The organism is Paenibacillus sp. J5 (assembly GCF_054955055.1).
On sequence record NZ_JBUEDD010000005.1, the window covers coordinates 89,479 to 104,023 of the forward strand.

The 14,545-nt window shown below is 54.6% G+C and carries 13 protein-coding genes; 1 reads left to right on the forward strand and 12 read right to left on the reverse strand.

Going from position 1 to position 14,545, the window contains the following annotated elements; genetic code table 11:
- Positions 1 to 14: 14 nt before the first annotated feature.
- Together ACY1JZ_RS10510 and ACY1JZ_RS10515 are read right to left on the reverse strand one after the other, a co-directional pair.
- Positions 15 to 1,286 (reverse strand): ABC transporter substrate-binding protein, encoded by a 1,272-nt coding sequence (locus ACY1JZ_RS10510; RefSeq protein ID WP_270172223.1) that lies wholly within the window; start codon positions 1,284 to 1,286, stop codon positions 15 to 17.
- A gap of 203 nt (positions 1,287 to 1,489) precedes the next feature.
- Positions 1,490 to 2,821: a PhoH family protein gene (locus tag ACY1JZ_RS10515; protein ID WP_270172225.1), complete on the reverse strand. Its 1,332-nt coding sequence runs from the start codon at positions 2,819 to 2,821 to the stop codon at positions 1,490 to 1,492.
- Positions 2,822 to 2,952: 131 nt separating this feature from the next.
- On the opposite strand from ACY1JZ_RS10515, the gene ACY1JZ_RS10520 reads away from it, so the two are divergent.
- Entirely contained in the window at positions 2,953 to 3,486 is a 534-nt protein-coding gene (locus tag ACY1JZ_RS10520; RefSeq protein ID WP_270172227.1) for a YhcN/YlaJ family sporulation lipoprotein, read from the forward strand.
- A gap of 83 nt (positions 3,487 to 3,569) precedes the next feature.
- Here ACY1JZ_RS10520 and ACY1JZ_RS10525 read toward each other — a convergent pair whose 3' ends face one another.
- The 10 genes from ACY1JZ_RS10525 to ACY1JZ_RS10570 all read right to left on the reverse strand — a co-directional run bounded on the left by ACY1JZ_RS10525 (position 3,570) and on the right by ACY1JZ_RS10570 (position 14,455).
- Positions 3,570 to 4,028: a PNPOx family protein gene (locus ACY1JZ_RS10525; protein WP_270172228.1), complete on the reverse strand. Its 459-nt coding sequence runs from the start codon at positions 4,026 to 4,028 to the stop codon at positions 3,570 to 3,572.
- Between the two features lie 51 nt (positions 4,029 to 4,079).
- Complete coding sequence (locus tag ACY1JZ_RS10530; RefSeq protein WP_270172230.1) at positions 4,080 to 5,141, reverse strand: LCP family protein; 1,062 nt, start codon at positions 5,139 to 5,141, stop codon at positions 4,080 to 4,082.
- Positions 5,142 to 5,435: 294 nt separating this feature from the next.
- The gene (locus ACY1JZ_RS10535) at positions 5,436 to 5,747 is read right to left on the reverse strand and encodes a YlaH-like family protein (RefSeq protein WP_270172232.1); all 312 of its coding nucleotides are present in this window, start codon (positions 5,745 to 5,747) and stop codon (positions 5,436 to 5,438) included.
- A 19-nt stretch (positions 5,748 to 5,766) separates the two neighbouring features.
- A complete protein-coding gene (gene typA, locus ACY1JZ_RS10540; protein ID WP_270172234.1) occupies positions 5,767 to 7,608 on the reverse strand; it encodes a translational GTPase TypA in 1,842 nt (613 codons plus the stop codon).
- Between the two features lie 64 nt (positions 7,609 to 7,672).
- Positions 7,673 to 8,164, reverse strand: coding sequence for a hypothetical protein (locus ACY1JZ_RS10545; RefSeq protein WP_270172236.1), 492 nt, complete (start codon positions 8,162 to 8,164; stop codon positions 7,673 to 7,675).
- Between the two features lie 129 nt (positions 8,165 to 8,293).
- Positions 8,294 to 8,956: a TerC family protein gene (locus ACY1JZ_RS10550; RefSeq protein ID WP_270172238.1), complete on the reverse strand. Its 663-nt coding sequence runs from the start codon at positions 8,954 to 8,956 to the stop codon at positions 8,294 to 8,296.
- Between the two features lie 173 nt (positions 8,957 to 9,129).
- Positions 9,130 to 10,356, reverse strand: coding sequence for a tRNA uracil 4-sulfurtransferase ThiI (gene thiI / locus ACY1JZ_RS10555; protein ID WP_270172240.1), 1,227 nt, complete (start codon positions 10,354 to 10,356; stop codon positions 9,130 to 9,132).
- Positions 10,353 to 11,600: a cysteine desulfurase family protein gene (locus ACY1JZ_RS10560; protein WP_462629119.1), complete on the reverse strand. Its 1,248-nt coding sequence runs from the start codon at positions 11,598 to 11,600 to the stop codon at positions 10,353 to 10,355. Before ACY1JZ_RS10560 ends, thiI begins: the two co-directional genes overlap by 4 nt.
- Positions 11,601 to 11,695: 95 nt before the next feature.
- Positions 11,696 to 12,379: a lytic transglycosylase domain-containing protein gene (locus ACY1JZ_RS10565; RefSeq protein WP_270172244.1), complete on the reverse strand. Its 684-nt coding sequence runs from the start codon at positions 12,377 to 12,379 to the stop codon at positions 11,696 to 11,698.
- 123 nt (positions 12,380 to 12,502) lie between these two features.
- Positions 12,503 to 14,455 (reverse strand): FAD-dependent oxidoreductase, encoded by a 1,953-nt coding sequence (locus ACY1JZ_RS10570; protein ID WP_462629120.1) that lies wholly within the window; start codon positions 14,453 to 14,455, stop codon positions 12,503 to 12,505.
- Between the last annotated feature and the right edge of the window lie 90 nt (positions 14,456 to 14,545).

The window sequence follows — 14,545 nt, forward strand, 5'->3', positions numbered from 1 at the left end:
TGCAAGAGGTTTTATTATTCGAGTGCGCTTTCGGCAAATAGCGCTTGAACAGGAAGCTCACCGCTCAGCCACCGCTCCCATAGCCGACTGTCCTTGGCAAGGCGTTGATTCCAATAGGCGTCCCTGCGCGTCCCAGGGACAATCTCCAATCCAGCAAGCATGGTTACCGCAAGCTTATCCGCGACCAGCCCGTCGTAAGCCGCCTTGCGCGCTGGCAGCTTGCCCGTCTGACCGAAGAACGACTGCTGGCGCACCGGATCCGTAACGAACTCGATCCACAGCTTCGCTTCCCCGGCATACTCTGTCCGTGAGGACAGACTGAAGCTTCGCCCGCCTGACCAGAGCGGAACGCCTGACGGCTCCTGCTGCACCAGCAACCGCCCGCCTGCGGTCTGCAGCTTGCCAAATACCTGCGAGAGAGACAGCACGGCTGACCATAGCCGTCCCTGCTCCAGCGCATCCAGCAACTGCGTGCGGCCGGATACCGCGAGCAGCCGATCTTGCCCACGCAGCTTATCGAGCATGGCGAATTGCTCCGCCGCCTGCGGCTGCTTCATAAGCGATGGCAGCCTATACGGGTCGCCCGCTCCGCCCACCGCAGCCATCCAGACGAGGAAGGCGGGCAACTGCTTGGACTCAAAACCTGCGAGAATCGACGGGGATGATAACTGAGGCTCGGAACCGGACTGTGAGGACAACGCCGCAAGCTCGTTCCAGCTCCGGGGCGGCTCCTCCACCCCCAGCTTCTGAAGCTGTACGCGGCTCCAGACGACTACCAGAGGATCGGCATCCTTGGGTACACCCCAGAGGTAGCCATTCCACCTTAGGGGCTGCACAAGGCCAGCAGGAACGTCTGAGGACATCTCTCCGGCAAATAGCGAGTCCACATTCTTCAGATACCCCAATGCAGCAAAATCAACGACCCAGTTGCTGTCGAGCAGCATAATATCCGGGGCGTCGCCAAGCACCGCCCTGCGTTTAAGCGTGGCGTAAGCCTCCTCATAAGGGAGGTTGTCCACCGCAATATGAATGGCAGGATAGCGCCTTGTAAATTCCTTGTTCCACTGCTGTAGCAGCGCAAGCTCGTCCTCATCCAAGGAAACGGTTACACGAATCGTCCTGACAACCGTTTCCGCAGTTCGTTCAGTTTCATCGATCTGCTGCGGCTCCGTTCCTCTCCAGGGTACCAGCCGGTCGCTTGAACCGGATAGCATCATGGGAAAGCCAAGCACGATGAACAGTATGAGAAGACTTAGCAGCATAAAATGATAGGTTCGGCGCGACAAGGCTCCCCCTCCGTTCTGGCAGCATTCTCCCCCTATTCTACCATACCCTGCACCAAAATCTTATTAAGTGTATGTTACAAATGCAGCAGACCGCCTCCCTCCCCTGCCACATGCTGCCTTCTGCTTCCATTACCATATAAATCATCACAGCGACGCCGCCGGCCATCGGTGATGGCTGGCGGCGTCCTGAGTCATTTCACCATTTACAACAAGTCGGCGGCAAGCTGCGCGAGCTTGGAGCGCTCCCCTTTCTCCAGCGTCATATGACCGCTTAGCGTCTGCTGCTTGAAACTCTCCACAATATAGGTCAGCCCATTGCTGACAGCATCCAGATACGGATGGTCGATCTGCTCAGGGTCACCCATCAATACAATCTTGCTGCCCTCGCCCACACGCGACACGATCGTCTTCACCTCATGACGAGTCAGATTCTGTGCTTCATCGATGATGATGAATTGCCCTGGGATGGAGCGCCCACGGATATAGGTGAGCGCCTCCACCTGAATGCTGCCCAGCCCCATCAGGATTTTATCGATGTCCCCGGATTTCTTCGTATCGAACAAATACTCCAGATTGTCATAGATCGGCTGCATCCACGGACGCAGCTTCTCCTCCTTCTCGCCTGGCAAGTAGCCGATGTCCTTGCCCATAGGCACGACAGGGCGGGCGATGAGCAGCTTTTTGTATTTGTGCTCATCCTCGACCTTCATGAGCCCTGCTGCCAGCGCAAGCAGCGTCTTGCCTGTGCCCGCCTTGCCGGTGAGCGTCACCAGCGGCACATCATCATTGAGCAGCAGCTCCAGCGCCATCCGCTGCTGAGCATTGCGCGCCGTTATGCCCCATACCGGATCATTGCTCAGGTACAGCGGCTCGAGCCTTACCCCGTCCTGGGACACCTTGAGCAGCGCTGACTTGGATGTCCCCATCTCATCGCGCAAGATGACAAATTCATTCGGATGAAGCCTCACATTAAGCTGCAGCCCCTTAACGCTCAGGAAACGATACGTATAAAATTCGTCGATGACCGATGGATGGACATGAAGGGTCACATAACCGGTATAAATATCGGAAGCTTCCACCGTATGGTCAGACAAGTAATCCTCCGCCATCAGACCCAGCACATCTGCCTTAATACGCACCAGCACATCCTTGCTCACCAGCACAATCTGGCGCGGCTTCTCCTGATCCTGCTCCTCCAGATGATAATTCAACGCCACAGCGAGTATCCGGTTGTCATTCGACATATCCCCGAACATCTCCTGAACCCGTACAAAGCTGCGATGATTCAGCTCCACCTTCAGCAGGCCGCCATTGCTCAGCTTTATTCCTTCATGAAGCCTTCCTGTCTCTCTAAGCCCGTCAAGCAGACGGGATATGCTGCGGGCATTGCGCCCCAGTTCGTCAGCCAGCCTCTTTTTGGAATCAATCTCCTCCAGCACTACTGCGGGAATAACGACCTCATTTTCCTCGAAGGCAAATATAGCCTGAGGATCATGCAGCAGTACATTGGTGTCGAGCACGAAAATTTTTGTCATCGTGAGCCCTCCCGGAGCATTTTTTGATGTGAGGCAACAAGAGCTGGTTTATTCATGACCGCATACATAGCATCCCCAATGTTCGGGCACACTGGGAAAGAATCAACTTCAAGGAAAGGTTGGATGCTTAAATGCTTCTTCGCTCTTTACTGGCTGTGTCGCTATGCCTTCTCATGGCAGGCTGCGGCAGCGGTAGCCGGAACAACATATCACCCTCTCCACATAATAATAACGGTATGACCGCACAGCAGACACATCCGCGCACGCTGGCCGAAGTCGACAATAACCAGGTCGCTGCCCATCTCGAAGCATTGGCGCAGAGTGTGCCTGGCGTTAACAAAGCGCACTGTGTCATCATGGGCAACAAGGCCGTTGTCGGCATTGATGTGGATGAGCATCTGGAGCGTTCCCGTGTAGGAACGATTAAATATTCCGTTGCTGAAGCCTTCCGCAAAGACCCTTATGGAATAGATGCCATTGTTACAGCCGATATGGATCTATCGGGACGATTGAAGGAGATTGGCGCCGATATTCGACGAGGCAGACCGATCGCCGGCTTCGCCGAGGAGATGGCCGATATTATCGGCCGCATCGTGCCGCAGGTGCCGCGCGATACGCCTCCTGCCGAAGATGTCGATACGCCAAAAATGAAGACGTCCATGTAAACAAGCAGTCGGCTTCTATTACTTTACGCTACAACGTCTGCCGTCATGATTATGAATATAAAAAAGCCTAGTGAAATCGCTCACTAGGCTTTTTTCATGGCGGCAAATACTTGTCCATTCAACTTGTCCGCAGCATGTTTATCATAGGTCAGTTCAAATTCAGGTAGAGAGCACAGACGACCACCGTGGAACATGGCATCCTTCAACTCGGTAATATCCAATTCATAGCAGGCCACCTCAAGCGGAACACCAGCCAGCGCATCGGACAGGTGCCTGGTATGGCCATACGCTGTACTCAACGACCCTGGAGCAAACATGGTGATGCCTGCCTCAGGTCTGGCCTGAAGGTTGGTATTCAGCCCTGAACGGGCATCCAGAGCAAATCTAAGCTTGGTGCTATGCACCGGCACAATCCAAGACAAGGCATGAGAGGTCGGCAGTCCAGTCTGCGCATCTGCAGTATGCAAAAGCACAAACGGCGCCTTCTTCAACTGGTTCAATAGAGAAACGGACAGTTCGGCTGTCGCTGTCATTTCAGACATGATCTGCGCCTCCTTTATTGACTCATGCTTGCCTCATTATATCATATTTATTCATTTCAATTCCAATGGTTCCTCGGCTTGCCGCGCCTTAAGCGCGTTGCTGAGCGCCTGCAGGCTGTCCGGGTCGCCATATACATAAGGAGACACCCACTTGCCATCCAACAGCACCGACTCAACGGAAGATCCATTGATTCCCATATAAGTCGTCATCATGTTGGTAATTTCCTTTGGATGAATATCCGACTTGACGTTGTTGCCAACCGCCTCCAGCAGCTCATTGGCTTTGGTTATACCGTCAAACGACTTGATCTTGTCCAGAATGCCCGAGATAACCTGCGTCTGCCGTACATTGCGCTCAAAGTCGCTGGACTCCTTCGTTTTCCCGGCCTTCGACTTGCGGTAGCGTACAAAGTCCAGTGCTTGCTTGCCGTCGAGCGTCTGCGGCCCCTTCTTCAGATTGATGTCGGTGCCATCCAGCGTATCCCAATAGCGCATATCGATGTCCACGTCAACATCGATACCGCCCAGTGCATTCACAATATCCTTCAAGGCGTTAAAATTGACGACAACTGTATAATTGATCGGAACACCAAGATATTCGCTGAATAGCTCCCGTGTCTCCCGCCGCGCATAGGCATGCGCCTCATCCGCTGTCTTCTTGTCGCGAATTGCCTCTACATAATAGCGCGCATAATAAGCATTGGCCTTATCGCTTGGCACACCCGACATTTCGATGCGCGTATCGCGAGGAATGGAACCGATCGTCGCCGTTTTGGACTTGGGACTGAGCGCCACCACCTTGATGACATCAGTGTTCAGCCCGCCGCCCTTCTCCCGTGAATCGAGTCCAAGCAGCAGCAGCGTGACCGGCTTCACCTTAACAGACTCCTCCACAGGCACTTCCTCGACCGTTGTATTACCGATAGTATCAATAACTTTTGTCGTGTTTTGTACAAGTATCCCCAGATAGACCGCAACTCCACCCAACAGCAGCAGCGTGAAGAGCGCTACCCACTTGCCCCATCCGCCCTTTTTCTTCTTCTTGGGCGCTTTGGATCGCACAGCTCGAGCGGCACTCCTTGACAACTGTTCACTGTCTTTTTGTTCTGCCATGATCATCTCACCTATCAATCTTATAATTTTGGGATAGAAGGTTCTGTACGTGCCAAGGACAGCTCAAACGTCAAGCTGCAACAGATTCTAGCGGTTATTCACGAATGAGACCGCATCCTGGGCGCCCGAACTGTAGCACACCTTCACCGGCAAAACTACGCCTCACGCAGAACGGCGCGCATGAGAGCAGCACAATTATGTAAGTAGATCTACCGACTGTGACCTATAAGCACATCTGCGCAAACCGCTCCCCTGCGGGACCGATTTGCGCAGATCAGCAAACGTTATAGCATCTTATGACTTGGCCTCAGGCTCGCTACCCTGTCCTTGGGGCTTCGCTCCACCCTTCCACTTGTCATACAGTTGTCTGGCTCGAAGCATGAACATCATGATTATCGCTACAGCCATGCACTGAATGATCGGGAGTTTGTCGATCTGCAGCACGAGCAGAACAAGCGACCCGATGGCCATCATAATATGCACCAGTATTTCCTTCAAGATCGGGAGTCGTCTTTGAGCACGGAAAACCTGGTTAAAGATATAGATTACAGATCCCAAAATTAAGACGTATGAAACAAGCGGATGGTTGCTAAGCCATGCCTGCATTTTTTAATAACCTCCCTGCTTATACGTTCGATCCCGCCATTTTGCGTTGCTTCTCTGCACGCTCGCGCTCGCTTTTGTTCAGAATTTTTTTGCGCAGGCGAATCGATTTGGGCGTGATTTCACAGTACTCATCATCATTCAGATACTCCAGCGCCTGCTCCAGCGAGAAGATAATCGGTGTCTTCATCTTCACCGTATCCTCCTTCGTCGCCGAGCGCACGTTGGTCAGTTGCTTCTCCTTGCAGATATTCACAACGATGTCGTTATCTCTTGTATGCTCGCCAACGATCATGCCTTCGTACACCTCGGTGCCTGGTTCCAGGAACAGGGTACCGCGATCTTCAACAGACATCATGCCGTAGAAGGTCGATGTACCATTCTCGGTCGAGACGAGCACGCCTTGATGACGGCCGCCTACCGAGTTGCCAGCCAGCGGGCCGTAGCTGTCAAACGCATGGTTCATAATGCCATAACCGCGTGTCAGCGTCAGGAACTGCGTGCGATAACCGATGAGACCGCGCGCCGGGATAATAAACTCCAGTCGTACCTGGCCTGTGCCGTTGTTAACCATATTGACCATCTCAGCCTTGCGCGTTCCCAGACTCTCCATAACAGCTCCTGTGCTCTCCTCCGGCACATCGATAATCAGACGCTCATAGGGCTCCATTCTGGAACCATCGATCTCCTTCACAATAACCTCTGGCTTGGACACTTGCAGCTCAAAGCCCTCACGACGCATATTCTCGATCAAAATGCCCAAGTGAAGCTCGCCGCGACCAGCAACGATGAAGGCATCCGGGCTGTCCGTCTCCTCGATGCGCAACGCCACATCGGTCTCCAGCTCCTTGAGCAGACGCTCACGCAGCTTGCGGGAGGTAACCCACTTGCCTTCACGGCCTGCGAATGGGCTGTTGTTGACGAGGAACGTCATCTGCAGGGTCGGCTCATCAATCTTGAGCACCGGCAGTGCCTCCGGATGGGCCGGATCGGCAATCGTCTCACCGATATTAATATCCTTGATACCAGCGATCGCGATGATGTCGCCTGCTCCCGCCTCTTCAATCTCGATCCGCTTCAGCCCCTGGAAGCCGAACAGCTTCTCGATGCGAGCTTGCTTTTGCCCTCCCTCACGGGTCATAACAGCAACGGGCTGCCCTTGACGGATGACGCCGCGGTTCACACGACCTACGGCGATGCGACCCAGATATTCATTATAATCCATCAGCGTGACCAGAAATTGCAGCGGGTCTACAGCGCTCTCTGTTGGCGCAGGAATATGCTGGACGATCGTCTCATACAATGCCTGCATATTCTCATCCTGCTGCTCCGGGTTCGTGCTGGACGTTCCCATCAGACCGGATGCATACACGACAGGGAATTCCAGTTGATCATCATTGGCATTCAGTTCGATGAACAGGTCGAGCACCTCATCCACAACCTCGGCCGGACGGGCATTCGGACGGTCAATCTTATTGACGACGACGATCGGCGTCAGTTGATGCTCCAGCGCTTTGCGCAGCACGAACTTCGTTTGCGGCATGCAGCCTTCGAAGGCATCAACAACCAGCAGCACCCCGTCAACCATTTTCATAATCCGTTCCACTTCTCCGCCAAAATCGGCATGTCCGGGCGTGTCGACAATATTCACCAGATATTCCTTGTAGGTGATGGCTGTGTTCTTCGCCAAAATGGTAATGCCTCTCTCTCGCTCCAAATCATTGGAGTCCATTGCCCGCTCCTGCAAAACCTCATGGTCACGAAACGTACCAGACTGTTGCAAAAGCTTGTCTACCAGTGTGGTTTTGCCATGGTCAACGTGGGCAATAATTGCGATGTTGCGTAGATTTTCTCTCGAATGCATTCAGGATGTTCCTCTCCAGTTCAAAAATTGATGTTGCTTGCGCCTTACAGACTGTATGAGCCTATTACCATTTTGCCCACTTTACTCTCCGTCCAAAAGCAATCCATGCTCCGCCGGCAATAAGCACCAGTGCGATCAGATAGATGCCCCAGCCCCAGAACAGCATAATACCGAAGCAGACAGCAGTGATGCCTGTCAGCACGAACGCGGCAACCTGAGCGCGGCGCTGGCGGGAATAACTGAACATGTAATACTCATACAAGCCTACAGCTACGCCAAAAATAAAAAACGGCCACAAATACTGCAGATGACTCCATCCAAATGCATTACAGTAAAAAAACAGCAGTGCATAAGTTGACAGCATGCCGCCTGGAATGAGCACGACAGCCGGGAAAATTCGTCCGAAGTACAGCACATGCAGCAAGATGCCTGGAATCAGTACAAAGACCGGCCAGAAGACCGTTCCAATGTAGCTGAATACCCCCAGCTTGCCAAACAAAATAACGATGCCCGCGAGAAGCATCAGTATTCCTACGGAATATTGGTTTTTGGACATTCGGTTAGTCCCCCCAATCCTGCACCGCCAACCGCATTCAGTGACGAAAGACGACACGTTTTTACTCTAGTTTAAAGGAACGAAAGCGAAAAAACCAGTGGCGAAACCGAAATCCGTAAAAAAAACGCTCTACACAGAGCGTCTTCCCAGCAGCGACAGGACAATTACAAATGGAATGGACAGCAACGGAATCGCTTCAGCAACGGTCGCTGAGCCGTGAAACAGCAAGCCGTTCAGCCCCGGATCTTGAATCAGCATCTTGCCGGCTGCATACCCGAGCAGTCCCGCACCGATGTAGACCAATGGGGGAAATTTGCGTAGCGCAGCGCCAAGCAACTGACTGCCCCATACGATCATCGGAATCGACAGCCCGATGCCCAGCAGCATCATGAGCGGCTCACCCTCGGCAATAGCGGCAATAGCCAGTACATTGTCCAGGCTCATCACGAAATCAGCCGCTACAATCGTCTGAATCGCGCCAGCAAGCGAGGCTGCCTTGCGCACTCCAGACGGATGCCCCTCCCCTTCGTGAGCGTCGCGGAGCAGCTTGACGGCTATGATGAACAGCAGCACCGCGCCTGCGGCCTGCAGGTAAGGTATCTTCAACAGCGTGATAGCCACTAGCGTCAGCACGCAGCGCAGCAGCACAGCCGCTGTTGATCCCCAGAAGATCGCCCGCTTGCGCTGGCTGGGCGGCAGGTGCTGGCTGGCCATGGCGATTACGATTGCGTTATCACCGCTAAGCAGCACATTAATAAATACAATTTGTACAAATAATAGTATACTCTCCACTGGACTCGCCCCCTTCGTCACATTACAGATGTATGTGACAGGCAAGGGGGTTATGTCCACCAAATCTATACAAGCTTTGACAGCCTGTGCATCGCACCGCATGAGGTTCGACCGAAGCGGCTATTCTCACCCCGCTCACCGATCTGCGAGGAAGCAGTGCTTCCAGCTAGATGCTAGAACCAGTCATCCTCGCCCGCGCTGGCCACCGCGCTTCGCTGCGAGGGCATGATGTCCAGCACTTGCGTTCCGCGGATCGCTTCGTCCTCCAGCTCGGCCAAGCGAGCAATCTGCGATTCGATCCGTTCCACTGCACGCAGATTCGGATTGGTGCTTGGCGATTTGGGCACGAACAGCGTACAGCAGTCCTCATAAGGCTGGATGGACACCTCATACGTATCCAGCTTCTCCGCATACGTAATAATCTCTTGCTTGTCCATCGCCACCAGCGGCCGCAGCAGCGGAAGCTCCGTCGCTCTCCCGATGACATTCATGCTCCCCAGCGTCTGACTCGCCACCTGGCCGAGGCTTTCGCCTGTCACAATCGCCAGAGCGCCGGATTGCCCGGCAAGCTGCTCCGTAATGCGCAGCATCGCCCGCCGCATCAATGTTATCGTCAGCTTATCCTGCTGAATGCCGGCAAAGGAGGTCTGCACCTCGGTAAACGGCACCAGATGAAGCCGAATACGCCCGCTATAAAAGGAGAGCCGTCTTGCCAGCTCAATAACCTTGTCCCGCGCTTGCTCGCTGGTGAATGGGTAGCTGTAGAAATGCACGGCCTCGATCTCCAGCCCGCGCCGCATCGCCAGCCATCCGGCAACCGGGCTGTCGATGCCGCCAGACAACAGCAGCATCGCCTTGCCATTCGTACCGTATGGATAACCGCCAGCGGCAGGGATCACCTCGCTGAACACATAAGCAATGTCCTGGCGCACCTCGATCTTCAGCTCTATATCGGGCTTGCGCACATCAACGGTCAGCCAAGGGCTTGCCTTCAGCACTGGGCCAGCGATCAACGGATTCAGCTCCTGCGAGCTATGCGGGAACTCCTTCCATACACGCCGCCCTGTCACCTTGAAGGTGCGAGGGGATTCATCATAGACGCTCATGGCTCGCAGCGCTGTCGCGCGCAGCACTTCAAGCTCTGGCTCACACTGGAGCGCCGGACTGAGATTGGCGATGCCAAAGACTGACTGCAGCCGCTTGGCTACCTGATCGTAAGGCTCGCCGTGCAACAGCACATAGACGCGCCCATAGTCCATGACGGCCTCAATACGCGGATACTGCTCCAGCACCGCGAGAATCTGGCTCTGCATCTTCTTCTCAAACCGCGTCCGATTACGACCCTTTAACGTGAATTCTCCGAATCGGACAATAATCAAATCATAGGTTAATGTATTCATCTGTATGCGCCCCCTCTGGCAAGCGGCTTCAAGCGGGCAGCAACTGCCGTCAGCTCCGCAATCAACTGGTCAATATCCTGTTCTGTATGCTCGTCCCCGAGGCTGATCCGCAGACTGGACTGCGCCAGCTCGTCCCCGAGTCCCATGCCAAGCAATACTCTGCTTGGCTGGTTTCTGCGCGAGGAGCAGGCGGACTTGGTCGAGATGATGATGCCCCGCTCCTCCAGGGCATGAACGACCACCTCCGGCTTGAGGCCGGGAAAGCAGCAACAGATAACATGCGGCGCCGCCAGCACGATATCCTTGCTCAGGCGCGCCTGGGCAGCCGCTTCTCCGTTCACTCCATCTGGACGCTGCTTCGCAGCCTGGGCAACTACCCCGCCCTGCTCGCTATCGATCAGCGTCAGTCCGTGAACAGCAGCCAGCCCGTCCAGCAAGCGCCCGCGCAGTTGTCGCATGCGAGCGAACCGCTCCGGCCGCGACTCATGCGCGAGCCGCAGCGCCTTGGCAGCGGCGATAATCGCCGGCATGTTCGGCGTCCCCGGACGCAAGCCGCGCTCCTGATCGCCGCCAGATAGCAGCGGCGTCAGGCGAAGCGACTCGCGCGCATAGAGCCAGCCCGTGCCCTTGGGTCCTTGCAGCTTATGCGCTGAGATGCTGTATAGATCCACATGCCATTCCTTGATTCTGGTCTCAAGCTTGCCCGCTGCCTGAACGCCGTCCACATGAAATACGATTTTGGGATAGCGGGACAGCAGTTGCCCAATCTGTTCAATCGGCTGCACCGCTCCGGTCTCATTATTCACCTGCATCACGCTGACCAGCGTGGTGCGATCGGTAAGCGCCTGTTCCAGCCTGGCCGGGTCGAGCCTGCCATCCTGCTCCACTTGCAGGTAGGTTACTTCGAAGCCTTCCTCCTCCAGCGCGCGGAACGCTTCATACACCGAGGCATGCTCGATCTTGGTCGTAATCAGATGATTCCCCCGGCTGCGCAGCGCCCTTGCTGCGCCCTTGATTGCCAGATTATTGCTTTCTGTTCCGCCCGATGTGAATATCCATTCCTCTGGCTTCGTTCCATACAGCTCCGCAGCGACCGAACGGGCGCGCTGCATCAGCTTGTCTGCCTCCATCCCCGCCTGATGCATGGAAGCCGGATTGGCATAATGACGCTGCATGACCTCCGATAGCGTGCGAACGACATCAGGATGCGGCGGGGTTGATGAACAATGATCAAAATATAGCATGGTGGTTGTCTGCTCCTTACACAAAGACTTCTCTCAACTCTATAAACAACGCTATAAACAACGAACAGCCGGTGCGAGGCCGGCTGTCCAGAGGTTTAGTAAAGCTCACGAGTGGCAAGCACCTTCCGAATATAATTGCGTGTCTCCTCAGGAAGCTGTTGAAGCTTGTCCACCACATCCGCATCATTGTGGATGCCCAGACGGTCGACCCTTCCCGGTCCGGCATTGTAGGCAGCGAGCGCTGCCGCTTCGTTGCCATCATACTTGCGCAGCAGATAGGACAGATACCGCGTACCGCCATCGATATTTTGCGCAGGGTCGAAGGCGTCATTCACACCGAGCCAGCTTGCCGTTCCATCCATTAATTGCATGAGTCCCTTCGCGCCAGCCTGGGACACGACTCCAGCATTGAAGGAGGACTCATGATGGATGACGGCTGTAATTAAGGATCGATCTACCCCATACTTGAGCGATGCCTGCTCAATCAAGGCATCATAGTCGCTGCTCTTGCCTGTCTGTGTTGCAGCAGCTTGCCCAGCCGTCGCCATCCAGGAGGAGGGCAGCGCAGACCATGATGACAGCCGCTCCTGCGCTCCCGTTCCGACCGAAGCCGAATCCGCCTCGGCCGACTGCACATATTCGTCTAAGAGCGTCTGAAACAGCGTGCTAGCCGTTCCATCCTGGGAAGACAGCACACTGCCCCCCGCTCTGCTAATATCCACCGACGGCATCCATTGAAGCTGGAGCAAGGTTTTCATGACGCGAGGATCAATGCTCACCGGAAGTCCCTCCACTATTGTTGATGCTTCTATTGTACACGTTTTGATGCTATCCGACCAGATGAATTACCGAGGATAGAGAGCTGCCTTTGTCTCTTCTTGTCTACCCTTTACCAAAACCCTTTACTGAAACCGGATATTCATATAATGCTCCGCCACATCGCGAATGAGCATAAATACCTCGCCATTAGTAAGCTGTTCCTCATCTTCAATTCCCTCTATCGTTGCCTTATCCAGCCATCCCAGCTTCAGCAGCTCCGCCAGCGCCAGCGCCTCTGTTGTGTTCTTGTTCGCAGCGGTCAGTATAATGTAGGCAGCCTGGTTCAGCGACAGTGGTTGCTCACGCGGCTCCTTCTGGCCACGGATCGCATCCATCGGGTCGTTCTCGAACCGTTCCGGGTTAGCGGAGCGAATGCGGCGCATGATGTTGACGAACCGCTGCGGGTTGGAGCTGCCATCCAGATCCCATTGATCATTAGAATAGGAGCCAGAGGTCAGATACATACTTGCAGCCGCCAGCAGTCCGGGATAGGATTTGTTCGCCAGGTAAGCTGGCTGCTCGAACGATTTCATCGCCAGATCCATTCCCTGCCCCTTCAGTCGTTGCCTCAGTTGCTTCATCCTCTCCTCCGAGTGGGACAGCTCGCGCAATGTCTGATGGTTGCTCAGCGCCAGCTTCACGGCCGCTCCAGCAGCCTCCCCAGTCGCCATACCGACCGGAATAACACGGGCGCTCCCGTGCGGCAGCGTATCGAAGCTCGCGGCGCGGCCGACGACCAACAGCCCGTCGACCTCTAAAGGCACAAGGCAGCGAAACGGAATGCCATATTGCTGCGGATTCATCAGGATGGTACCGATCTGCCCCTTGCTTGTGCTCTGAATATCGATCGCATAGGAACCGTAGGCAATCGCGTCAGCATGATCGCGATTCTCCATCACATCTGCCAATGTCAGCCGGTATTCGCCTTGTATATGTCTGGACTCCCTTATGTACAATTCAGTAGCCGTGCCCCCGTAGGTAACATTCGCGAAAGCCGGGAAGCGCTTTTTCAGGAACTCGACGATCAACGGCGCCTCGCGCTCGCCAATCTCCAAGCCGCGACGTACCGACTCCGGATCGAGCGGATCAACATCAAACAACTGCATCGAATTAATCAGGACGCTGTTATCGTTCTGCCTGCCGATATTGAGCGAGCGCATTCTCACCTTGGCAGGATCGGTCGGCTGGTATTCGCGCGCATCATGATAGCCCCAGATGCTCATTCGATCAATTCGGGCATCCTCATGACGCCCCATCTGCCCCCATACCTCCTGCGTCACACCGTCCAGCCGGAAGACGAGCGTCGCCACCATCAAGGATTCGCGATCCCCGATGTCCTCACGTCCGAATGTATACGGCGCCCCGGCAGCCGCAGCAATATCTCCATCCTGCGTCGCATCAATGATCGCTTGTGCGCTCACGAGACGCTCGGTGCCATCAGCCATGACGATACGCATGCCTGTAGCCGTCCTTGTTCCCGATGATTGCTCCTCTGTCAGCGGCTCCATCCGCTTCGTCTGCATCAACAGATCAATATTCTTCTCATTCTTCACCATGTTATAAAATGTATTCGCCGCTGTATTCACATCGAATGAAGTGCCTTCGATCTGCTTGTACCATTCCAGAAAGATTCCCTTGTTCAAAATCTCCGTGTCTTTAAAATACGAGAATAACGAGCGCTTCTCTGGCGCATAATTGAAATCGATCGTATTCAACCCGCCTACGGTCATCAAACCGCCTAGTATCTGGCGATCCTTGCCGTCCACCAGCAGTACACTGAGCCCGTTGCGAGCGGCCGACAGCGCTGCAGCGATACCCTCAGGGTCTGTCCCGGCAACGATGACATCATAGGATGGTGCTGGCTCTGCCACCGATTGCACCTCCAGCAGTTGCTGGCGCGGGTAAGGATTCGTAAAGTCATAACGGGTCTTTTTGTAATACCACCATCCGGCGGCCAAGGCGATAATTATAATGAATACCATACTAATTACAACGGGCTTCAATCTTTTGCGTGTCCACAAATTTTTAATTCTCAAAACATCCTTTCCTTTTTATCCGTAAGCTGGAAGCCTTACAAAATGAAAACCCCGGGCAGCAGCACGAGCATGCCGCCCAGGGTGTCCTAC